We start from the raw sequence: 22,437 nt of genomic DNA, 5'->3' as shown, positions 1-22,437 counted from the left end.
AGTATATGTTAACCGTCTCAAAATGATATAGAATCTCATTTTGAGATTTTTTTTTGTCTTTTTGCGAAATTTTCATTGTTTTCTTGATTAAAGGTAATATGAAATCTTTGTATAAATAAAAAAAGTATATATATAGAATCAGCTATAGCAATGATTATAGCGTATTAAAATAAAAATATAGAAAAAATAAAAATATGGCATGTATCTTGCTATAAATATAGATAAGAAATTATTTAATAAAATTATTTGAGTACTAAATCTAAACTTAATTGGGAGGTTTATATAAAATGAGAGATATAAGAAAAGAATTGGTAGAAATGTTAAAGGCAGAAGTTAAGCCAGCGGTAGGATGTACTGAGCCAGTAGCTTTAGCACTTGCATGTGCAAAAGCAAAAGAATTGTTAGGAGAAGAAATAGTTGAAAATCGTATGTTAGTTAGTCCTAGTATATATAAAAATGGTATGTGCGTAGGTATACCAGGGACTGAAAGATTAGGATTAAAAATAGCAGCAGCTCTAGGCATAGTAGGAGGTCATTCTGAAAACGGATTAAGTGTTTTAGAAACTTTAACAAAAGAAGAAGTTAAAGTAGCTGAAGGTTACATGGATAACACTCCTTTATCAATAACACCTGCTGATACAAGAGAGAAAGTATTTATAGAAGTTGTATTAAAAGGAGCAAATCATACTTCTAAAGTGAGAATAAGAACTAAACATGATAACTTCACATACTTAGAGAAAGATGGAGAAGTATTACTAGATAATGAACCAAAAGTATCAGCTTCAAATGATTCAGCAGAAAAAGCTGAGAGCTTAATGGATACTGTAACTATACAAGAATTAGTAAAAAATATAGAAGATATTGATTTTAAAGATATAGAGTTTTTACTAGATGGAGTAAAAATGAATGAAGAAATGGCTGAATATGGATTAAAGCAAAAAACTGGTATTGGTGTTGGATATGGAATTAAAAAATCTATGGAAGAAGGTCTTTTAGGTAATGATGTTATAAACTATGCAATGATGTTAACTGCTGGAGCTTCAGATGCAAGAATGGCAGGAGTAAAAATGCCTGTTATGAGTTCAAATGGTAGTGGAAACCACGGTTTAACAGCAATTCTTCCAATAGTTGCTTACAATAAAAAATTCCCACAATCTGATGAAAGACTAGCAAAAGCTTTAGCTATATCACATCTAGTAACTGGTTATATTAAGAACTATACAGGAAGATTATCTGCTGTATGTGGATGTGGAGTTGCTGCATCTACTGGAGCTACTGCAGGTATCTCTTGGCTTATGAATGGTACTGAAAAGCAAATAGAAGGAGCTATAGAAAATATGATAGCTGACCTAAGTGGAATGATATGTGATGGAGCAAAAGCTGGTTGTGCATTAAAATTATCATCTGCTGCATCTGCTGCTATACAAAGTGCTATAATAGCTAAGCAAGACTGCTTTGTACCACCACTAAATGGTATTGTTGGTTCAAGTGTTGAGCAAAGTATACAAAACTTAGGTAAAGTAAGTGATAAAGGTATGTCTATAACAGATGAGATAATCTTAAATGTAATGAATGATATGAATAAAGTTGATTAGTATTTTAAAATATTTTTATCTTATAAAATACAGTAGAAATAACATAAATAAATTTAATTAGTGCCCCTAATAAAATATGATTATGTATAAATGGAAAAAACTTGTTATTGCAAGTTTTTTCTTTTTTTGTCTAAAATATATAGTATGTAATTTAGTATTAATATATGAGACATTTAAAATATAAGATACGTTGTTAATAATTGTTGAATGTACTTAAAAACTCAATAATATTGGCTAATATTGAATAAGAGTATTGAAAAAGTGAGCAATCTCTTATAAAATTAAGAAGGATTATTACAATTGGAGGTCTTTTTATGGATATAGAAACAAAAAAATGGGAAATGTTGTATTCAGAAGAAAAAATTAAAGATAAATTAAAAGAATTAGGAGCAGTTATAGAAAAAGATTATAAAGATAAAAATCTTATGGTAGTTTCTCTATTAAAAGGTAGTTTTATATTTTGTGCGGACTTAGTTAGAAATATAAATTTACCACTTAGAGTTAATTTTATGACTACATCTAGTTATGGAAATAGTGAAGAAAGTACTGGAAGGGTTAAAGTAGTTTCAGATGTAACTACTGATATAGCAGGATATGATGTGTTGGTTGTAGATGATATTACCGATTCTGCATTGACTATGGATTTTGTATTAAAACATTTAAAAGATAAAAATCCAGCAAGTTTAAAATGTTGTGTCCTTTTGGACAAACCAAGTAGAAGAAAAGTCGATTTAGTGCCAGATTATTGTGGATTTGAAATAGAAGATAAGTTCGTGGTTGGGTATGGATTTGATTTTGGTGATTACTATAGAAATGTTCCTTATATATTTAATGTTACTGATGAAGATAGATAAGGAATTATATAATTTTGTGGATGCCTTAATATGATTTTTTTAATCATGTTGAGGCATTTTTTTGTTTGAAAAGTAATTTAAAGTAGGGTTAGTTTAATTTTATACAATTCAACTATTTCTATTTTTATAAATATAATAAAAAAATTTAAAATAAGTGATAGGAAATGAGATTTTTAATTGTATTAGTAGTTGTAAAGGCTTTTACAAAGGAGGTATTAATTTGGAAGATAAACTGATAATTAAAAATATAAAAAAGCAAAAGGAAAAAGGGATGGAAATGCTTATTGATGAGTATGGAAATTTTATAACATCTATAGTTAGAAGAACCCTTGCTAATGCTAGAATCTATGAGGAAGAGTGTATAGACGATGTACTTTTATCAATATGGAATAACATAGAAAAATTTGATAGCGAAAAGAATTCTTTTAAAAATTGGATAGGTTCTATTTCTAAATATAGAGCAATCAATTATAGGAAAAAGTACACAAATAATAATATGCACTTGGAATTGGAAGATAGAGAAATACTCTATATAGATAAAAAATTGGATAAAAAAGAAATTGAAGAGGAAGTAAACGAACTTATAAGTACATTAAGTGATAAAGATGCAGAGCTCTTTAGAAAGTATTATTTAGAAGATATCTCTCTAAAAGACATAGCAACACAAAATGAGACTACTGTTGAAAATTTACATAATAGACTCTCAAGAGGTAGAAAAAAGATGAAAGTTCATTTAAATAGGAAGAAAGCTTAAATATAAAATGTATAATAGCAAGTATTTGAATATGAAAAATATAGAAGAAAAGGAGATTTTTTATGAAAGATAAATTTGATTTATTTAATGAGACAAAGATAGATATAGAAGAATATGATGACATTGTATTGAGTAGTGGAGAAAAAGAGGAGATGAAAAAAAGAATGAAATCTAAGGTTAAATATAATAAGAGTAATAATTTTAAGAGGTATGCTCTTGTAGGAGGATTATCAGTAGTTATTTTAGGGACATCTGCATTTACTAATGAAACTACTTTAGCATACATGCAACATATAGGAAAACAAATAGAATATTTCTTTAATAAGGATACTGAAGAACTCAAACCTTATAAAAATATTGTAGATAGTGTTGTTACAGATAAGGGAATAAGTATAACATTAAATGAGATAATGCTTGGAGATGGAGAACTATTGCTAAATATAAGTGTTGATGATAGTAAACTTGATAAAGATGCTTTGGGATTAAAGAAAGAAAATGGATTCTTAGGAATTGATGATATTAAAATTAAAGTTGGAGATATGAGTTTTGTTTCAGTGTCAGGGCCTTCTACATCAGAAAAAAATAAAGATGGGACTACTAATATGGTTATGACATGTAAACTTGAGAACTTGGATAAAGATGGAGATGGAAAAAGTGATGTAGAAAATTTTGACTTATTGAAAAATGTTGATTTAAATAAAGACTATGATATAAGTATAAGCATAAATAAAGTTGAGTATGAGTTAAATAAGAATATAAAGACATCAAAAGAGATAGAGATAGGAAATATGGGAGGAGTAGAAGGTAAGCACTTAAATGGGTATCTAAGTGGGAATTGGACATTTAATACTAGTATAAATGGTTCAAATATAGCAAAAGATACAAGAATTTATAATGTAGATAAGAATGTAAGATTAAAAAATAAAAATGTTGATATAGATTTATTAATAAAAGAGATACGAGTTTCTCCTACAAAGATTAGAGTAATGTATGGGTTTAAGACTAATGAATATAATTTTAATAAAGATGATAAAACTCCAAAAATATTAGGTTTTGAACTTAAAGATTCAAAAGGAAAAAGTTTGGAATTACTTAGTGGAGCGGGAGGCTATGGCCTAGATTATTCTAAAGGTAATTATATTGAATCTTATTTAGAGTATGAAGTCAAAAAAGATGTTAAAAAAGTAAGTGTTACTCCAATAATAGAAGATTGGAGCAAAGAAGTTAATAACATAACGACATTTAATAATCAAAGTATAGATATTGATATAAGTAAATAGATATATTCTCACATAAGAAATTGTCGATTCATATAATAATATAGAGCAATACTCAATATTTATAGAGTATTGCTCTAATTTTAAAAGGGAGAGGATTTATTATATGAGTGATTATAAAGACAATTCAGGTCCAAGCTTATATCAAGACGTAGGTCCAACAGGACCAACGGGTCCTATAGGGCCAACAGGGCCAACGGGTCCTATAGGGCCAACAGGGCCAACAGGCCCTAAAGGAACAACAGGAGCGACAGGAGCCAATGGGATAACAGGTCCAACAGGAAATACAGGAGCGACAGGAGTAAATGGAATAACAGGTCCAACAGGAAATACAGGAGCGACAGGAGTAAATGGAGCTACAGGAATAACAGGTCCAACTGGAGCAACCGGAGCAACCGGAGCCAATGGAATAACAGGTCCAACAGGAAATACAGGAGCAACCGGAGCCAATGGAATAACTGGCCCAACAGGAAACAAAGGAGCAACAGGAGTAAATGGAATAACAGGTTCTACAGGTCCAACAGGAGCAACAGGAAATACAGGAGCGAATGGAATAACAGGTCCAACAGGAAATGCAGGAGCAACCGGAGCAACTGGTCCAACAGGAGTAACAGGGAATACAGGAGCAACCGGAGCCAATGGGATAACAGGTCCAACCGGAAATACAGGAGCAACAGGGGCAAATGGAATAACTGGAGAAACAGGAGCAACCGGAAATACAGGGGCAACAGGTCCAACAGGAACAACGGGAGCAACTGGAGTAAATGGAGTAACAGGTTCTACTGGAGCAATAGGAGCAACAGGCCCAACAGGAGCAGATGGAGAAGCGGGTCCAACAGGAGCAGTAGGAGCAACAGGTATAGATGGGGCAATAGGTCCAACAGGAAATACAGGTCCAACAGGCCCAACGGGAGCAGATGGAGCAGTAGGAGCGACAGGAGCAACAGGCTCAACAGGAGTAAATGGAGCAGTAGGAGCAACAGGAGCGACTGGAGCAACCGGAGCAGCAGGTACTATAGGCCCAACAGGAGCAGTGGGAGCAACAGGCCCAACAGGAGCAGATGGAGAAGTAGGACCAACAGGGTCAACTGGAGCAACTGGAGCGAATGGAGTAGCAGGTCCAACAGGAGCAGTAGGAGCGACCGGAGCAGATGGAGCAGTAGGGGCAATAGGTCCAACAGGTCCAACAGGGGCAAATGGAGTAGCTGGAGCAACCGGAGCAACCGGAGCGACAGGGGCAAATGGAACAGTAGGACCAACAGGGGCAACCGGAGCAACTGGAGCAAATGGAACAGCAGGTGTGATAGGTCCAACTGGAGCAACTGGAGCAAATGGAGTGGCTGGAGCAACTGGAGCAACCGGAGCAACTGGGGCGAATGGAGCGACAGGTCCAACAGGAAATACTGGAGCAACAGGAGCATTGGCATCAAACAATGCACAATTTACAGTATCTTCCTCAAGCTTAGTGAATAATTCATTAGTGACATTTAACTCATCATTTGTAAATGGAACTAATATAACTTTACCAACAAGCAGTACTATAAATCTTGCAGTTGGAGGAATATATAATGTATCTTTTGGTATACGTGCTACACTTTCACTTGCAGGGTTTATGGCAATTACTACTAACTTTAATGGAACAGCTCAAAATAACTTTGTTGCAAAAGCAGTAAATACACTTACCTCATCAGATGTAAGCGTAAGTTTAAGCTTTTTAGTTGATGCTAGAGCAGCAGCAGTAACTTTAAGCTTTACCTTTGGTTCAGGTACAACAGGTACTTCACCAGCTGGATATGTATCAGTATATAGAATACAATAATTTATATGATAAATAAAAAAATTATAAAAAAGTAAATAATATAATTCCATATAAATAATTAACAAAATAATAGCTAGAAGAATATTTATATACGAAAGCAAATTATAGAAGTTATAAACTTTAGAAATATATTAAAATCTCAATCTATTAAGTATTCGAACTTTTAAGTATGAATATATAAATAGATTGAGATTTATTATGTATAAAAAACTATCCTAATATATCTGACATTTTATAAAGTCCAGATTGTCTAGTAATTAAGAATTTAGCAGCAACTATAGAACCGTTTGCAAACACCTCATCAGATTGAGAATGATGACTTAATGTAAGAACTTCATTATCGCCTGCAAATATAACATCATGGTCACTGATTATATTACCACCTCTTATAGAATGTATTCCAATCTCGTTTGGTTTTCTTTTGCAATCTCTACCGTATCTTCCATGTGTATTTATACTTTCAGGTAATACTTCTTTAATTGCATTTGCTATCATAGTAGCAGTTCCACTAGGAGCATCTTCTTTTCTATTGTGATGTTTTTCTATGATTTCAATATCAAAACCATTTAACATCTTTGATGCATCTTTAACCAATTTTATTAATATATTTACTCCAAGAGATGTATTTGATGATAATAATATAGGAATATTTTTTGATGCTTCTTCTATTCTGTTTAAATCACTATCATCATAGCCAGTAGTGGCTAATACTACAGGTGTATTATTTTTTAGTGCATATGATAATATTGGCTCTAAAGTGTCATGATGTGAAAAATCTATTATAACATCAGCTTTTTCAGTCACATCAGTCATTGTTTTATAAAGCTTTGTATCGTTATGACAACTTTTTTCATCAGCAGACCTAGCTACACCACACACTAGTTCTAATTCGATATCTTTTTTTACGCATTCTGCTAATACTCTTCCCATCGTTCCATTATAACCACTAACTATAACTTTCAACATAAATTCCTCCTATGAAATTAATAAAAATTTGTTGTATTACTATAAGTTTATTTTATCACTAATATAATTTATATAAAATAATATTAGTGAGAATAGGATTATAATTTACTGGATATCTAAAAGAGAGTATTCAAATTTAATATATATTAAATATAAGTTCATATTCTATAAAATTTACTTAAAAATCAGTATTAATAGATTAAAAACAATAAGGATATATATAAATATAGATAAAAATTTAGAGTATTAACTTCAAACCCAACATTTAGGGTATTAAAAGTGATATTATTAAATTAGAAATATCTTAACTTAATATACTAAGATGGGAGTGATAGATATGTTAAAAGAAGAAAAAACTTATCAAGAGAAAGAAGCGAAGACATTTAATGGAGTAGTAGCTTTGATAATGATTATCTTATTTTTAGTAGTTTCAATAGCTATTATGGTTTTTGGAATAATAAAACTTGATAATGGTTTTGCTGGGATAGGCTCACTTATGTTAATTTTAGGGCTTGTATTTATACTAGTAGATTTTATCCTATGTTTTGGACTAAAAATGATTAATCCTAAGGAAGCTATAGTTCTTGTTTTGTTTGGTAACTATTATGGAACTATAAAAAAAGAAGGATACTATTGGGTAAATCCATTTTGTTCTGCAATAAATCCAACATCATCAGGAATTAATATATCGAAATCTTCATCTGATGAAAAAGTAGATATATCATCTAATCCAAGAGGCAAAAAAGTATCTTTAAAAACAATGACCCTTAATAACGAAAAGCAGAAAGTTAATGATTTATTAGGAAATCCGATTATAATAGGAGTTGTTGTAATTTGGAAGGTTATAGATGCAACAAAGGCAGTATTTAATGTGGATAATTATAATACATTTTTATCTATTCAATGTGATTCGACTATTCGTAATGTTTCAAGACTTTATCCATACGATGTGTCTGAAGATGGCGATGAGAAATCTCTTCGTGGTAGTAGTCAAGAAATAGCAGATAAATTAAAAGACGAATTACAATCAAGAGTTGATATTGCAGGAATTGAAGTGTGTGAAGTGAGAATTACTCACCTTTCTTATGCACCAGAGATTGCAGCAGCAATGTTACAACGTCAACAAGCAGAGGCTATAATAGCCGCACGTAAAAAGATTGTTGAAGGGGCTGTAAGTATGGTAGAAATGGCACTAACTAATTTAAGTGAAAACAATGTTGTAACTTTAGATGAAGAACGTAAAGCAGCTATGGTAAGTAATCTATTGGTTGTCCTTTGTGGTAATAAAGATGCACAACCAGTTGTAAATAGTGGTTCAATATATTAATCTAGGGTAAAGTTAAGACATTTTAAATAATTTCAAATATCCTAAAAAGAGGGTGTCTCTAATGAATTAAATTCATGTTGAGACACCCTTTTGCTTACACATTACTTATTTAATTAGTCTAAATTTCTAAGGTCATCCATAAGTTTAGTCTTGTCAGCCGTTTTTTCATCTTTCATTTTTATAACTTTAGCAGGAGAACCAGCAACAACAGCACCAGCTTCTACATCAGTAGTTACAATAGCACCAGCTGCAACAACAGCACCTTTACCGATTCTAACACCTTCAAGAATAACTGCGTTAGCTCCTATCAAAACATCATCTTCAACTATAACAGGAGTAGCAGAAGGTGGCTCTAAAACACCAGCAACAACAGCTCCAGCACCTAAATGAACATTTTTGCCAAGAGTACCTCTAGCTCCAATAACAGCATTCATATCTACCATAGAACCTTCACCAATAACAGCTCCTATATTTATAACAGCTCCCATCATTACAACAGCATTTTTTTCTATAGTAACCATGTCTCTTATTATTGCACCTGGCTCAATTCTAGCATGTTCACTTAAAGTATTTTTTAGAGGAATAGCAGAATTTCTTCTATCATATTCTACATGAGTATCTATTATATCGTTACCATGTTTATCTAATACTTCCATTATATCTTCATAGTCACCTATAAATATATAAGAACCATTGCATCCAAATACTTTAAATTTATCAGTTGATTGGAAATGTAAAGAGTTAGTATTTACATATACCTTAACAGGTGTTTTCTTTTTAACTTCTTTTATATATCTTGCTATTTCATAAGCATCGTTTAAATTTACCATTTGTTAATTCTCCTTGTATTTCATTATATTTCTTTTATTATATACTTATTTATCAATTTTAGTATATACTTACTTTTCATTATTTATATTTTATTTTATAGATTTTTTATTATATTAAGCATAGTATCAAATAAATTTATTTATTACATATATTTGAGTTAAACTGTGTATTCTCATTATATTATTATTGTCCTAACATGCTATCCATATTATAAAATCCTGGTTTTTGTTTAACTAAATATTTAGCAGCAGCTATAGAACCACTTGCAAAGATACCACGAGATTGGGCTTGATGACTTATTGTAAGTACTTCATTATCTCCTGCAAATAGAGCATCATGTTCACCAACAATATTTCCACCTCTTATAGCATGAATACCAACTTCATTTGGTTGTCTTTTTGCACTACGACCATATCTACCATAATTATTTTCAACGTTTGGTAAAACTTCTTTTATAGCGTTAGCAATCATAACAGCTGTACCACTTGGGGCATCTACTTTTCTGTTGTGATGTTTTTCTATTATTTCTATATCAAATCCTTCTAATAATTTAGCTGCATCTTTAACCAATTTTACTAATACATTTACACCAAGAGACATATTATATGATTGGAATACAGGAATAACCTTAGCCGCTTCATGTATTTTGTTCATTTCTTCATCATTATATCCAGTAGTAGCAATTACTAAAGGTGTCTTAGTCTTTAAAACATAAGATAAGATATTATCTAAATTAGAGTGATGAGAAAAGTCTATAACTACATCAACATTTTCAACTATAGTGCTCATATCTTCATAGATTTTAAGGTCGCCTTCACAACTATCCATACCTCTAGCTGCAACACATACCAATTCTAATTCACTATCTTCTCTTATAGTATCGGCTAAAATCTTACCCATTTTTCCATCATAACCAGTTGCTATAACTTTTAACATAATTTCCTCCTATGATTAAGGGCTAACTTTTGACCAAACTTATTTTTTACCATGCATCAATTTTTACTATGCATTAACTTTTAGTCCAAAGTTAACTAATTCTTTCTTTAATACTTCTAAATTTGCTGGGTCCATTTCTGCTAGAGGTAATCTTAAATCTCCAACATTGAATCCTAGTAAATTCATTGCAGTCTTAACTGGTATAGGATTTACTTCTATAAATAACGCTGCTATTAGAGCATCCATACCAAGTTGTAATTTTCTAGAGCCTTCTATATCACCTTCAAAGAATTTGGCTACTAAATCGTGAGTTTCTTGAGGGCAAACATTAGCAAGTACTGATATAACTCCTTGACCTCCTAAAGATAATAAAGGAAGTATAGTATCATCGTTACCAGAGTAGATAGCAAAGTCATCTGGAACTAAACTAGCTATTTCTGCAACCTGTCCTAGGTCTCCACTAGCTTCTTTTACAGCGACTATATTATCTATTTTAGCAAGTTCAACTATAAGGCTAGGACTTATATTTACACAAGTTCTTCCAGGGACATTGTAAAGTATAATTGGAAGTTTGACACTGTTAGCTATTGTTTCAAAGTGACGTTTAAGCCCAGCTTTATTAGCTTTATTGTAATAAGGAGTTATGATTAATAGAGCATCTACTCCTAATTTTTCAGCTTCCTGGCTTAGATTAACTGAGTGCATAGTATCATTAGAACCACTTCCAGCTATAACAGGAACTCTTTTATTAACTTTTTCTACAACATACTTAATAGTAGCAAGTTGTTCTTCATCAGTCATAGTATTAGCTTCACCAGTAGTACCACAAGATACTATAGCATCAGTACCATTAGCTATCTGGTACTCAACCAATTCACCTAATTTGTCAAAATCAACTTTGTTATCCTTTGTAAATGGTGTAACTAGAGCAACAGCAGAACCTTTAAATATCATATAAAATCAATCCCCTCTTTTTTATTTTTGTGTTTTATATTACAGTTACTTCTAATGCTTATTTTTGTGTTATTATTAATATTTTACAAAATTATATATTTATACAAGTTTGTATATTATACTAAATCGTATGATAAAGCCATTTCAGCTATTTGAATTGCATTAGTTGCAGCACCTTTTCTGATATTGTCAGCTACAACCCAAAGATTTACACCATTGTCAACACTGAAGTCTCTTCTTATTCTTCCGACAAATACTTCATCTCTATTGTCAAATTCTACAGCAGTTGGATATTCATTTTTAGCAGGATTATCAACTACTACAACACCTGGAGCTTCTTCAAGTGTTTTCACTAAATCTTCTAATTCAAATGGATTATTAAATTCAACATTTATAGATTCACTATGACCATTTCTTACTGGAACTCTTACAGTAGTTGCAGTTATTTTTAAGTCGTAGTTACCAAGTATTTTCATAGTTTCATTTACCATTTTCATTTCTTCCTTAGTATATCCATTTTCAGTAAATGAATCTATATGAGGAAGACAATTGTAAGATATTTGATGAGGGTAGAATCCAGTAGGATTACCGTTCATTCCTTTCTCTAAATCTTCAACACCTTTAACACCAGAACCAGATACAGCTTGGTAAGTAGAGTATACAACTCTCTTAATTTTGTACTTATCATCAAGTGGCTTAAGAGGAACCATAGCTTGTATAGTAGAGCAGTTAGGATTAGCTATTATGCCCTTATGTTCTTTTATTGCTTCAGGATTTACTTCAGGAACTACTAAAGGAACATCTGGGTCCATTCTCCAGTGACTAGAATTATCTACTACTAAGATTCCATTTGATGCTGCTATTGGAGCATACTTCTCACTAATACTTCCTCCAGCAGAGAATAATGCTATTTGTATACCTCTATCAGTAAATGAAGTTTCCTTTAATTCTTCTACTATATATTCTTTACCACAAAATGTTACTTTAGAACCAGCTGATTTAGAAGAAGAGAATAAAAATAGATTTTCTATTGGAAAATTTCTTTCTTCTAATACTTTTAAAAATGTTCTACCTACCATTCCAGTAGCACCAACTATCGCCACGTTTACTTTTTTCATATAAATTCACCCCAATTTTAAATTATTAAAACATTGTTTTATTTGATTTTAGTTATACAAGTAAGATATGTTAATATTTTTTTATATCTAAAAACTTTAATATTATATTAACAACTTTAATTATATACAAAAAACGTACAAAGGTATACTTTGTACGTCTAATTTATCACTCAAAGTAAACCCTGTAGCTCATCACTTATAATATAAGTGACAGTATTACACATATTATGTGTAATCCCAGAAAATATAATTGCAAGAAATATTTTCTTCGGCTGTAAATCCTTTTTCCAATCATTAACGCCTGCCAGCTACTATTGGATACTCTTAGTTACAGCTACCTCTACCCTAGGTTAATAGGATATTAAAATTTGATTATTCTAATAATAATACATATTTAAGAAAAAATCAACTTATTTATATAAATATTGCTAAAATTTAAATCCAGAATTTGTCAATTCTTGTTTTAATACATTAAGATTAGTTTCCTCCATTTCAGCTAGAGGAAGTCTTAAATCTCCAACATTAAAACCTAAAATATTCATGGCAGTTTTAACTGGTACTGGATTTACTTCTATAAATAAGGCAGCAATTAAAGCATCCATATCAAGTTGTAATTTTTTTGAGCCTTCAATATCACCTTTAAAGAATTTAGTTACTAAGTCATGTGTTTCCTTAGGACAGATGTTAGCAAGTACAGAGATAACACCACTTCCACCTAATGATAATAATGGTAGTATGGTATCATCATTACCGGAGTATATAGCAAAGTCTTTAGGTACTAATTTAGCTATTTCCGCAACTTGAGCCAAATCTCCACTTGCTTCCTTTACAGCAACTATATTATCTATTTTAGCAAGTTCAGCCACAACAGTTGGCTTTATGTTTACTTTAGTTCTTCCAGGTACATTGTATAAAATAATTGGTAACTTAACACTATTTGCTATTGTTTCAAAGTGAAGTTTAAGACCTTTTTCATTAGTCTTATTATAGTAAGGAGTTATTATTAAAAGACCATCCACTCCTAATTTTTCAGCTTCTTGACTCATATGAACAGACAACATAGTATTGTTTGAACCAGTACCTGCAATGACAGGTATTCTTTTGTTAACTTTTTCAACTGTATATTTTATTACAGCAAAAATTTCAGATTCACTCATAGTAGTTGCCTCACCTGTTGTTCCACAAACAACTAGTGCATCTGTGTCATTCTCAATGTGGTATTCGATTAATTCACCTAATTTTTCGAAGTTGACATTATTATCCTCTGTAAATGGGGTAACTAAAGCAACAGCAGAACCTTTAAATAACATATAATCAAATCTCCTTTTTTATCTAAATTTAATTTTTTAAGTACAATAATAATTATAGTACAAATTAATTAATTTTAATAGGTATAGTTAATATCTTAACTGTTTAAATAAGATATTTATATTATATTAATATTACAAAAATTTGAAATAAATGTTTTATTCTCAAAATATGCATATTAATTTAATAAAATATACCAAAATGGAAATAAAAAATAAATTTTATGCGAATTTAATAACTAATAATTAATATATTTAGGTTATAATAAATATGTGCGTAAAATCTAATAATAAGCAATAATACCGTAAATTTAGGAGGAATAATATGGATACTTTAAAGGAACTTTTTAAAATAGGAAGTGGGCCTTCAAGTTCTCATACTATGGGACCACAAAGAGCAGCAGAAAGATTTAAAAATGAAAACCCAAATGCAGAAAGTTTTAGAGCAATATTATATGGTAGTTTGGCAGCTACGGGTAAAGGGCATTTAACTGACTATATAATTGAAAAAACTATATCACCAAAAAAAGTTGAAATTGTTTGGGAAGAAGATATTATAAAAGACTTTCACCCAAATGGGATGAAGTTTGAAGCTTTAGATAAGGATGGAAATGTAACAGCTGAATGGACTGTATATTCTGTTGGAGGAGGAACTATAGCAGAAGAAGGTCAAAGAAATAATAAAAGTAATAGTATATACCACTTAGATACTATGGATGAAATAGTAAAATGGTGTAAGGAAAATAATAAGACTTTAGTAGATTTTGTGTTGGAATGTGAACCAGAAGACATAAAAGATTATATAAAAACTATAAAAGATGCTATGAGAAAATCTATTGATGATGGACTAAGTACAGATGAAATAATACCAGGTAAATTACTATTAAAAAGAAGAGCAAGTACATTTTATAATGCATATCAAAAAGATAAAAACTTCTCAACACTTGTATATGCATATGCACTAGCAGCTTCAGAGCAAAATGCTTCTGGTAATATAATAGTTACAGCTCCAACTTGTGGTTCTGCTGGTGTAATACCAGGAATATTCTTTGCAATGCAAGATTTCTATAAGTATGATGACCAAAAAATTATTGAAGCATTACTTGTAGCTGGGATAATAGGTAATATAATAAAGACTAATGCCTCAATATCTGGTGCAGAGGTAGGTTGTCAGGGTGAAGTTGGTGCAGCTTGTTCTATGGCAGCAGCGGCAGTAGCATACCTAAAAGGTGGTACTATAGACCATATTGAATATGCAGCAGAAATAGCACTTGAGCATCATCTAGGAATGACTTGTGACCCTGTATATGGATATGTCCAAATTCCATGTATAGAAAGAAATGCTATGGCAGCTCAAAGAGCTTATGATGCGGCTAATTATGCATTATTAACTGATGGCTCACACTCTGTCTCCTTGGACCAAGTTGTTGAAACAATGAAAGAAACTGGTATCGATATGATGGATAAATATAAAGAAACTGCTAAGGGTGGACTTGCTAAACATTTCTTCTCTTGTTAAAAAATAAAATTTTTAAGTAATAATTCCCCTGTTTTGATTTATGAAACAGGGGAATTATTATTAATGGTGAATTATTTAATAATGTAAAATATTTTTATATTAAATTTAACTTTTTATTTTTAATTAGTGTGGTTTGTTATATAATGTTTTAATTATGAGAGATATAGAAATATTTTTTAATAAATTAGAATTTGGAGGAGATTACATGAGAGATGCATCGTATTTACAAGAACAACTTTATAAGCATAGAAAGGCATTAAATCCAATTGCAGAGATTGGGAGAAAAGAATATAAGACTTCAAAATACATAAGGGATTATCTTGATAAATTGGGGATTAAGTATGAAGTTTACTTAGAAACAGGTATAGTAGGAATAATAGAAGGAAAAAGACCTAAAAAAGATATAGCTTTTAGAGCTGATATAGATGGGCTTCATAGCGAGGAAGGTGTAAAACATTTATGTGGTCATGATGGACATGCTACTATATTACTTGGATTAATTGAGTATATGAATGACAATCAAGAAGAGCTAAATGATAATATAATATTCATCTTTCAACCAGCAGAAGAAGGACCAGGGGGAGCAAAAGCTTTAATAAATGAAGGTGTACTTAGAAAATATAATGTTGATGAAATATATGGGCTTCATATATATCCAGAGTTGCCAGAAGGTTATGTTGGTACAAGAGAAGGATACTTTATGGCTCAAATAGGAGATATTGATATAGAAATAGTGTCTAAAAGTGGACATGGTGCTATGCCACAAAATGGAATTGATGGGATAGTAATAGCTTCAAACTTTATAAGTTCACTTCAAACGATAGTATCGAGAAATATAAGTCCAATAGACAATGCAGTATTGACTATTGGTAGAATTGAAGGTGGAGCTAGAAGAAATATAATAGCTGAAAACATAAAGATGGAAGGTACTATGAGATGTTTCAGTCCAGAAGTGTATGAGAAAATGAAGCTTAGAGTTAGAGAACTTGCTAGAGGGTTTGAACTGGCTTATAACTGCAAGGTTAATATAAATATCATAGACGATTATATTGCTGTTAAAAATGACAAGGACTTGTATCAAGAATTTGTAACAGCTGTTGGAGATGATACTGTTGTGGAGTTAGAGCCACTTATGATATCAGAAGATTTTTCTTATTATCAAAAGGAAGTACCAGGTTTATTTTTTATGTTAGGTTCAAAAAATGAGGAAAAAGGATTTGTAAATGGTCTTCATAATATAAACTTTAATTTTGATGAAAAGATATGTGTAAATGCACTGAACGTCTATGCAAAATTATTGAAATATAAAGAGGCTATAGATTAAAAAGTAACTTATAAAGATTAAAAAGTTAAAATACTTAAATTTAAAAAAATGTGAATTGATAAATACCCCTTACATATTTGTATAAATTTCTTTTAATTGACAAAAATACAAATAAGAAGGGGTGATTTTTTTGAAAGAAAATATACAAAGAGAAAAGAAGATAACTAATAGCAAGAATACTAAAATATTGACAAATGATGATATAATGAAATATGAGATAGCCTCAGAACTAGGTCTTATGGACAAAGTTGGAGAACGTGGATGGGCAGGGCTTACAGCCAAGGAAGCTGGAAGAATTGGAGGTATGCTTACTTCACGTAAAAAGAGGCTGAAAAAGATTGTGGAGGGGCAGAATAAAAAGGATGAGTCAATATAGCGATTTTGCGTTTGTATACGATGAACTTATGAATGAAGTTGATTATGAAGGCTGGGTTAAATATATAGAAGATATAATAAATGATGAAGGTGTAAAAGTAAAAAATATATTGGAATTGGCATGTGGTACAGGGAATCTTACAATTCCATTAACTAAAAAAAGTTATGATATAGCTGGTATAGATATATCTGATGAGATGCTTAGTGTAGCAAGAGAAAAAGCAGAAAAAGAAGGAGTAGAGTTGGTCTTACTCCAACAAGATATATCAGAACTTGATTTTGAAATATCTGATTTGGATTGTGTGCTTTGTGCTTGTGATGGATTCAACTATATAACCTATGATGATGATTTGGAAAATGTATTTTCAAAGACATACGAATTATTAAAAAAAGATGGAATATTTATATTTGATATAAGTTCTTTTTATAAATTAGCCAATATATTAGGAAATAATATGTATGGTGAAAATAGAGAAGATATAGCATATATGTGGCAAAATTACTTTGATGATGAAGAAAATTTAATTGAAATGGAGCTAACATTTTTTATTAAAGATGAATGTGGAAAGTTTGAAAGATTTGAAGAAGTACATCAGCAAAGGGCGTACACTGAAGATGAAATAGTTGATATGCTTAAAGAATCTGGATTTAAATATATAAAATCTTATGGAGATTTTACATTTGATGAGCCTAATGAAGAAAGTCAAAGGATATTTTTTGTATGTAAAAAATAATATATCTTTGTAAAAAGTAAAAAATTGTGTTTTGTATGTGTACAGAAGATAAACATCATATAAAAATATAATAAATACAAGTTTATATATTAAAACAAAGTGATGATGTTTTATAAACCGTTACTTTTTAATAATTATAAAGCTTTATAAATTGAGAGTAACTATAATATAGAAGAACTCTTACCTAAGACTTAAAGAGGTAAGTATTTATATATTAAAATTAAAATAGTAAAATTAGAAAATTAATGAAATATGGAGGAATATGAATGAGAGATTATGTACTAAGAGCGACATCAGGAAATGGTCAAGTTAGAGCATTTGTTGCAACTACTAGAAATACAGTAGAAGAAGCTAGAAGATTACATGAAACTACAAAAGTAGCAACAGCCGCACTTGGAAGAACATTAACTGCAACATCTATAATGGGACTAATGATGAAAAATGATAGTGATAAATTGACTGTAATAATAAAGGGTGGAGGTCCAATTGGAACTATTATTGCAACAGCCAATTCTAAAGGTATGGTAAAAGGATATGTAGGAAATCCACAAGTAGAGGTTGAGGACTATCCAAATGGTAAGTTAAATGTAGCGGCAGCAGTAGGTACAGAAGGTGTTGTAAAGGTTATTAAAGACTTAGGTCTTAGAGAGCCATATAATGGTACTTATCCATTAGTAAGTGGAGAAATTGCAGAAGACTTTACGTATTATTTTGCAGTATCAGAACAAACTCCATCAGTAGTAGCTTTAGGTGTACTTACAAAAGAAGAAGAAGTAGAGTTTGCTGGAGGATTTATAGTACAATTGATGCCAGATGCAGAAGAAGAGACTATTGCTAAATTAGAAGAAAATGTAGCTAAATTACCTTCAGTAACTAATCTACTGAAAGAAGGAAAATCTCCAGAAGATATATTAAATATTGTTTTAGATGGTTTGGAGCCTAAAATACTTGATACTTGTGAAGTTGGCTTTATGTGTGAATGTTCAAAGGAAAGAGTAAAAACTGCTTTAGTTGCAATAGGTAAAAAATCATTAGCTGAAATAATAGAAGAAGATAAAAAGGCAGAAGTTGGTTGTCAATTCTGTAATAAGAAGTACATGTATAGCGAAGAAGAGTTACTTGAAGTTTTAAAAGAAATGTAGACTATGAAAATAGTCGCATTCATATTGTAATTAAAGTATAATTTATCTAAAATAGACATATTTAGATTAAAAATAAGCTTAATAAATTTTAAGAATTGAGAAGCTTTCTGGCTGTGATATTTGCAATATTGCGGTTAGAAGGCTTTTTTATTTTATTATAGTTCGTGTCAAAGATTGTATGAAACTATAAAATATTGTAAAATAATTTGTGTATTTCAACCTATTTGCCACAAGGATTTATCAAATATTTGAATTGATACGAAGGAGAAAATTTTAAATATGGAAAATAAAACAAAGCACATAGGCATAAGTATATTAGTATTATTGATTATATTTTTAATTGCAAGGAATTTTGATGGAAAACTTGAAATGCCTATTCCTGAAAGCAATAGCAGAAAATTTAAATCAGCAGCAGTATTTTATCCTCAACATCAAGATGATGAAGTCTTATGGGGAGGAAGTGCAATTGTAGATGCTATAAAACAGTGTGGTGTAAATAATGTATATGTTGTACTAGTCTCAGATGGCACTGGAGTTAACGTTTTTAAAGCTAATACCAAGTTTAGAAATCTAACTAGAAAGCAAAAAGAGGAGCTTAGAAACAATGAATTTAAATCTGCTTTGAAAGAACTTGGGGTAAAACCTCAAAATGTGATTATACTTGCAGATATAGATAAAAAAGAAGGAACACATTATGAGTTAATGGAGAAGACGATATTAGACTTTGAGCATAAATTTAAAGGTGATGTCACTCATATCGCTCATCATTACAAGTATGATGACCATATAATGCATAGAAAGAATGGAGAAGTTTTAAAGAAGCTTAAACGTGAGCGTAAAATACAAGATGATTTATATTTTATCAAGCCAAAATATGTGAAGTATATACCAAGAAACGAAAGAGCTATTTATAAGGCTGTGGATTTTAATGACTATAATAAAGTAAAGAGTGCATGTTATGAATATAAGGTTGTAAATTCAAAACGTAAAATGTATGGTATAGGATATATTTCAGCACATAGCTATTTTGAACATCTTTTAAATGACCCTGAACTTACATCTGTGTTAAGTGAAGATTAATTTTTTAGAAACAATAGGTTACATTTGATATCTAAATTGCAGTGTTTTAATTATGTAAAAAAGTATCTTATTTATGATTTTAAAATCGTAAATAAGATACTTTTTTATATTTTCCATAAAAATTGAACCCTACATTATACTACTATATAAAACCTACATGCTATAATTTGACCTGTGTTTATGAAAAATAAAGAGCAATTTGGATAAAAACAATGTAGGAGGGAAACTATGAAGAATGAGTTTATAATTTTAAAAGGATGCAGAGAGAACAATTTAAAAAATGTATCTTTAACAATACCAAAAAGAAAAATAACCATATTTACAGGTGTATCAGGTTCTGGGAAATCATCTATTGTATTTGAGACAATTGCAAAAGAATCTCAACGTCAATTAAATGAAAGGTTTAGTACTTTTATAAGGAGTTTTTTACCTAGATATGGAGAAGTTAAAGCTGATTGTATAGAAAACCTATCAACACCAATTATCATAGACCAAAGTAGACTTGGTGGCAATTCAAGATCAACTCTAGGGACTATTACAGATGTAAATTCATTCTTAAGAACTTTATATTCAAGATTTGGCAGTGAGTATATAGGTAATGCTAACATGTTTTCTTTTAATGATATTGAGGGTATGTGTCAACACTGTCATGGGCTTGGAAAAAAACTAATTCCTAATATGAGTCAGATTCTTGATACTAATAAATCACTAAATGAAGGAGCCATATTGCTTTCAGGATTTGGAATAGGCTCTTGGCACTGGAATATATTTGCTGAATCAAGATTCTTCGATAATGATAAAAGAATATGTGATTATTCAGAAAGAGACTTAGAAAAGTTCTTATATGGTAAAGCAGAAAAGGTTAAAGTAGAAAATGCTGGTCAATCAAACATGACATATGAAGGGTTAATGGTTAAATTTAATCGTCTATATTTAAGTAAAGAAGGAGAAATCTCAGACACTACTAAGAAAAAGTTGAGCAAACTACTTATAGAAGACAAATGTCCTATATGCAATGGGAGAAGACTTCATGAAAGAGTGTACAAGTCTTTAATTAATGGCTATAATATAGCAGATTTAACTAGTATGCAAATTGATGAATTAGTTGAAGTTATTAAAAATATAGATAAAGCAGAAGCACAACCTCTACTTAAGGGAATAATAGAAAAATTAAATAGTATTATAGATATAGGTCTTGGATACTTAAGTTTAGATAGAGAGACATCTTCCCTATCAGGAGGTGAATCTCAGCGTATAAAGATGGTCAAATATCTGAATAGTAATTTGGTAGATTTAATGTATATCTTTGATGAACCAAGTGTAGGGCTTCATCCAAAAGATGTATATAAATTAAATAACCTTTTAAGACAATTACGTGATAAAGGAAATACGATTATAGTTGTTGAACATGACCCAGATGTTATTAAAATTGCAGACCACATTGTAGATGTGGGACCAAAGGCTGGTAAGTATGGTGGAAAAATTGTGTATGAAGGGAGTTATGAAAATCTACTTGTAAGTGGAACGGTTACAGGGAATGCCTTAAATAAATCTCTTGCTATTAAAGAAAATGTAAGAGAGCATAGAGGATATTTAGAACTTAAAAACTGCAATACAAACAACTTAAAAAATATATCTATTAAAATACCTAAGGGTGTATTGACTCTAGTTACTGGAGTAGCAGGTGCGGGTAAAAGCACATTAATTAAGGACGAACTTTTAAAGCAAAATCCTAATGCTGTACTTATAGACCAAAGTCCTGTGTCAGTAAACTCAAGGTCAAGTTTAGCAACATATAGTGGCATTATGAACCATATAAGAAATGTATTTGCAAAAACAAATGGAGTAAAAGCTTCTTTATTCAGTTCAAATTCAGAGGGAGCCTGTGATAATTGTAAAGGTTCTGGGATAGTAGAAATGAATCTTGCCTTTATGGATAGCATAAAGAGTATTTGTAATATTTGTGAAGGCAAAAAATTTAAAAAAGAGGTTTTAGAATATAAATTCCAAGGGAAGAATATAATAGAAGTTCTTGAAATGTCTGTACTAGATGCAATTGAATTTTTTAGTTTAAGACAGATTAAAACAAAATTACAATGTATTGAAAAAATGGGTATCGAATACCTTACTTTAGGGCAAACTCTCGATACATTATCTGGTGGAGAATGCCAAAGATTAAAGCTCGCTAGCGAATTAAATAAGGAAAGCTCAATATATATATTGGATGAGCCTACAACAGGGCTTCATATATCTGATATTGAAAATTTTATAATTATAATTGAAGAAATTGTAGATAATGGAAATACAGTTATAATAATTGAACATAATATAGATGTAATAAAAAGAGCAGATTGGATTATTGATATAGGTCCTGAAGGTGGAGCAAAAGGTGGTAAAATAATATTTGAAGGAACTCCAAAACAATTGTGCAACAATAGAGTATCATTAACAGCAAAATATATAGTATAATAAGTAAAATATAATTAATATATGATATATTAATAAGTAGAATGGGTATATAAAAT

Annotated in this window: 19 protein-coding genes and 1 riboswitch; of the genes, 13 read left to right on the top strand and 6 right to left on the bottom strand. The window is 30.6% G+C overall.

The genetic code is table 11. The features are described from left to right. The first annotated feature begins 287 nt into the window (after nucleotides 1-287). The 5 genes from ACTG47_RS17450 to ACTG47_RS17430 all read left to right on the top strand — a co-directional run bounded on the left by ACTG47_RS17450 (nucleotide 288) and on the right by ACTG47_RS17430 (nucleotide 6,299). Complete coding sequence (locus tag ACTG47_RS17450) at nucleotides 288-1,595, top strand: L-serine ammonia-lyase, iron-sulfur-dependent, subunit alpha (RefSeq protein ID WP_169467189.1); 1,308 nt, start codon at nucleotides 288-290, stop codon at nucleotides 1,593-1,595. Nucleotides 1,596-1,909: 314 nt separating this feature from the next. After that, on the top strand, nucleotides 1,910-2,449 hold the full coding sequence (gene hpt, locus ACTG47_RS17445) for a hypoxanthine phosphoribosyltransferase (RefSeq protein WP_479925501.1): 540 nt from the start codon (nucleotides 1,910-1,912) through the stop codon (nucleotides 2,447-2,449). A gap of 220 nt (nucleotides 2,450-2,669) precedes the next feature. Continuing rightward, complete coding sequence (locus tag ACTG47_RS17440) at nucleotides 2,670-3,203, top strand: sigma-70 family RNA polymerase sigma factor (protein ID WP_479925500.1); 534 nt, start codon at nucleotides 2,670-2,672, stop codon at nucleotides 3,201-3,203. A gap of 62 nt (nucleotides 3,204-3,265) precedes the next feature. After that, entirely contained in the window at nucleotides 3,266-4,483 is a 1,218-nt protein-coding gene (locus ACTG47_RS17435; RefSeq protein WP_479925499.1) for a DUF4179 domain-containing protein, read from the top strand. 103 nt (nucleotides 4,484-4,586) lie between these two features. Next, nucleotides 4,587-6,299, top strand: a complete 1,713-nt coding sequence (locus tag ACTG47_RS17430) for an exosporium protein (RefSeq protein WP_479925498.1) — start codon at nucleotides 4,587-4,589, stop codon at nucleotides 6,297-6,299. A 210-nt stretch (nucleotides 6,300-6,509) separates the two neighbouring features. Here ACTG47_RS17430 and dapB (ACTG47_RS17425) read toward each other — a convergent pair whose 3' ends face one another. Continuing rightward, nucleotides 6,510-7,265 (bottom strand): 4-hydroxy-tetrahydrodipicolinate reductase, encoded by a 756-nt coding sequence (gene dapB, locus ACTG47_RS17425; RefSeq protein ID WP_479925497.1) that lies wholly within the window; start codon nucleotides 7,263-7,265, stop codon nucleotides 6,510-6,512. Between the two features lie 337 nt (nucleotides 7,266-7,602). On the opposite strand from dapB (ACTG47_RS17425), the gene ACTG47_RS17420 reads away from it, so the two are divergent. Further along, entirely contained in the window at nucleotides 7,603-8,592 is a 990-nt protein-coding gene (locus ACTG47_RS17420) for an SPFH domain-containing protein (RefSeq protein WP_479925496.1), read from the top strand. A gap of 113 nt (nucleotides 8,593-8,705) precedes the next feature. On the opposite strand, the gene dapD is transcribed toward ACTG47_RS17420, so the two are convergent. The 5 genes from dapD to dapA (ACTG47_RS17395) form a co-directional block, all read right to left on the bottom strand. After that, a complete protein-coding gene (dapD, locus tag ACTG47_RS17415) occupies nucleotides 8,706-9,422 on the bottom strand; it encodes a 2,3,4,5-tetrahydropyridine-2,6-dicarboxylate N-acetyltransferase (RefSeq protein WP_169467203.1) in 717 nt (238 codons plus the stop codon). Between the two features lie 184 nt (nucleotides 9,423-9,606). Then, nucleotides 9,607-10,359 carry a 4-hydroxy-tetrahydrodipicolinate reductase gene (gene dapB, locus ACTG47_RS17410; protein WP_479925495.1) on the bottom strand — a complete coding sequence of 251 codons (753 nt, stop codon included), beginning with the start codon at nucleotides 10,357-10,359 and terminating at the stop codon, nucleotides 9,607-9,609. A gap of 66 nt (nucleotides 10,360-10,425) precedes the next feature. Next, nucleotides 10,426-11,313, bottom strand: a complete 888-nt coding sequence (dapA, locus tag ACTG47_RS17405) for a 4-hydroxy-tetrahydrodipicolinate synthase (RefSeq protein WP_003422063.1) — start codon at nucleotides 11,311-11,313, stop codon at nucleotides 10,426-10,428. A gap of 116 nt (nucleotides 11,314-11,429) precedes the next feature. Next, on the bottom strand, nucleotides 11,430-12,431 hold the full coding sequence (locus ACTG47_RS17400) for an aspartate-semialdehyde dehydrogenase (protein ID WP_169467209.1): 1,002 nt from the start codon (nucleotides 12,429-12,431) through the stop codon (nucleotides 11,430-11,432). A gap of 177 nt (nucleotides 12,432-12,608) precedes the next feature. Next, nucleotides 12,609-12,782, bottom strand: a riboswitch (Lysine riboswitch). Nucleotides 12,783-12,859: 77 nt separating this feature from the next. Next, nucleotides 12,860-13,741, bottom strand: coding sequence for a 4-hydroxy-tetrahydrodipicolinate synthase (gene dapA / locus ACTG47_RS17395; RefSeq protein ID WP_479925494.1), 882 nt, complete (start codon nucleotides 13,739-13,741; stop codon nucleotides 12,860-12,862). Nucleotides 13,742-14,063: 322 nt separating this feature from the next. Here dapA (ACTG47_RS17395) and ACTG47_RS17390 point away from each other — a divergent pair, with 322 nt between their 5' ends. From ACTG47_RS17390 to ACTG47_RS17360, 7 genes are all read left to right on the top strand, one after another. Then, entirely contained in the window at nucleotides 14,064-15,257 is a 1,194-nt protein-coding gene (locus ACTG47_RS17390; RefSeq protein ID WP_479925493.1) for an L-serine ammonia-lyase, read from the top strand. A gap of 205 nt (nucleotides 15,258-15,462) precedes the next feature. Then, entirely contained in the window at nucleotides 15,463-16,581 is a 1,119-nt protein-coding gene (locus ACTG47_RS17385; RefSeq protein WP_169467215.1) for an N-acetyldiaminopimelate deacetylase, read from the top strand. Nucleotides 16,582-16,711: 130 nt separating this feature from the next. Then, nucleotides 16,712-16,957 carry a small, acid-soluble spore protein, alpha/beta type gene (locus ACTG47_RS17380; protein ID WP_169467217.1) on the top strand — a complete coding sequence of 82 codons (246 nt, stop codon included), beginning with the start codon at nucleotides 16,712-16,714 and terminating at the stop codon, nucleotides 16,955-16,957. Beyond that, the gene (locus ACTG47_RS17375; protein WP_169467219.1) at nucleotides 16,944-17,690 is read left to right on the top strand and encodes a class I SAM-dependent methyltransferase; all 747 of its coding nucleotides are present in this window, start codon (nucleotides 16,944-16,946) and stop codon (nucleotides 17,688-17,690) included. The genes ACTG47_RS17380 and ACTG47_RS17375 overlap by 14 nt, the downstream gene beginning before the upstream one ends. 266 nt (nucleotides 17,691-17,956) lie before the next feature. Continuing rightward, complete coding sequence (hslO, locus tag ACTG47_RS17370) at nucleotides 17,957-18,832, top strand: Hsp33 family molecular chaperone HslO (protein ID WP_169467221.1); 876 nt, start codon at nucleotides 17,957-17,959, stop codon at nucleotides 18,830-18,832. Nucleotides 18,833-19,111: 279 nt separating this feature from the next. Next, nucleotides 19,112-19,912, top strand: a complete 801-nt coding sequence (locus tag ACTG47_RS17365) for a PIG-L family deacetylase (protein WP_479925492.1) — start codon at nucleotides 19,112-19,114, stop codon at nucleotides 19,910-19,912. A 228-nt stretch (nucleotides 19,913-20,140) separates the two neighbouring features. Beyond that, a complete protein-coding gene (locus tag ACTG47_RS17360; protein ID WP_479925491.1) occupies nucleotides 20,141-22,381 on the top strand; it encodes an ATP-binding cassette domain-containing protein in 2,241 nt (746 codons plus the stop codon). Nucleotides 22,382-22,437: the final 56 nt, after the last annotated feature.

Source organism: Clostridioides sp. LIBA-6622, from assembly GCF_056716095.1.
The sequence above is the reverse complement of the archived record's forward strand: the minus strand, read 5'-3'. Positions and strand labels throughout refer to the sequence as shown.

Excerpts from the sequence above, each read along its gene's own strand:
- ACTG47_RS17435 (WP_479925499.1), top strand. The coding sequence starts at position 3,266 with ATGAAAGATAAATTTGATTTATTTAATGAGACAAAGATAGATATAGAA.
- hslO (WP_169467221.1), top strand. The coding sequence starts at position 17,957 with ATGAGAGATTATGTACTAAGAGCGACATCAGGAAATGGTCAAGTTAGA.
- dapA (WP_479925494.1), bottom strand. The coding sequence starts at position 13,741 with ATGTTATTTAAAGGTTCTGCTGTTGCTTTAGTTACCCCATTTACAGAG.
- ACTG47_RS17365 (WP_479925492.1), top strand. The coding sequence starts at position 19,112 with ATGGAAAATAAAACAAAGCACATAGGCATAAGTATATTAGTATTATTG.
- hpt (WP_479925501.1), top strand. The coding sequence starts at position 1,910 with ATGGATATAGAAACAAAAAAATGGGAAATGTTGTATTCAGAAGAAAAA.
- dapB (WP_479925497.1), bottom strand. The coding sequence starts at position 7,265 with ATGTTGAAAGTTATAGTTAGTGGTTATAATGGAACGATGGGAAGAGTA.
- ACTG47_RS17375 (WP_169467219.1), top strand. The coding sequence starts at position 16,944 with ATGAGTCAATATAGCGATTTTGCGTTTGTATACGATGAACTTATGAAT.
- ACTG47_RS17400 (WP_169467209.1), bottom strand. The coding sequence starts at position 12,431 with ATGAAAAAAGTAAACGTGGCGATAGTTGGTGCTACTGGAATGGTAGGT.
- ACTG47_RS17390 (WP_479925493.1), top strand. The coding sequence starts at position 14,064 with ATGGATACTTTAAAGGAACTTTTTAAAATAGGAAGTGGGCCTTCAAGT.
- dapA (WP_003422063.1), bottom strand. The coding sequence starts at position 11,313 with ATGATATTTAAAGGTTCTGCTGTTGCTCTAGTTACACCATTTACAAAG.
- ACTG47_RS17420 (WP_479925496.1), top strand. The coding sequence starts at position 7,603 with ATGTTAAAAGAAGAAAAAACTTATCAAGAGAAAGAAGCGAAGACATTT.
- dapB (WP_479925495.1), bottom strand. The coding sequence starts at position 10,359 with ATGTTAAAAGTTATAGCAACTGGTTATGATGGAAAAATGGGTAAGATT.
- dapD (WP_169467203.1), bottom strand. The coding sequence starts at position 9,422 with ATGGTAAATTTAAACGATGCTTATGAAATAGCAAGATATATAAAAGAA.
- ACTG47_RS17385 (WP_169467215.1), top strand. The coding sequence starts at position 15,463 with ATGAGAGATGCATCGTATTTACAAGAACAACTTTATAAGCATAGAAAG.
- ACTG47_RS17450 (WP_169467189.1), top strand. The coding sequence starts at position 288 with ATGAGAGATATAAGAAAAGAATTGGTAGAAATGTTAAAGGCAGAAGTT.
- ACTG47_RS17430 (WP_479925498.1), top strand. The coding sequence starts at position 4,587 with ATGAGTGATTATAAAGACAATTCAGGTCCAAGCTTATATCAAGACGTA.
- ACTG47_RS17360 (WP_479925491.1), top strand. The coding sequence starts at position 20,141 with ATGAAGAATGAGTTTATAATTTTAAAAGGATGCAGAGAGAACAATTTA.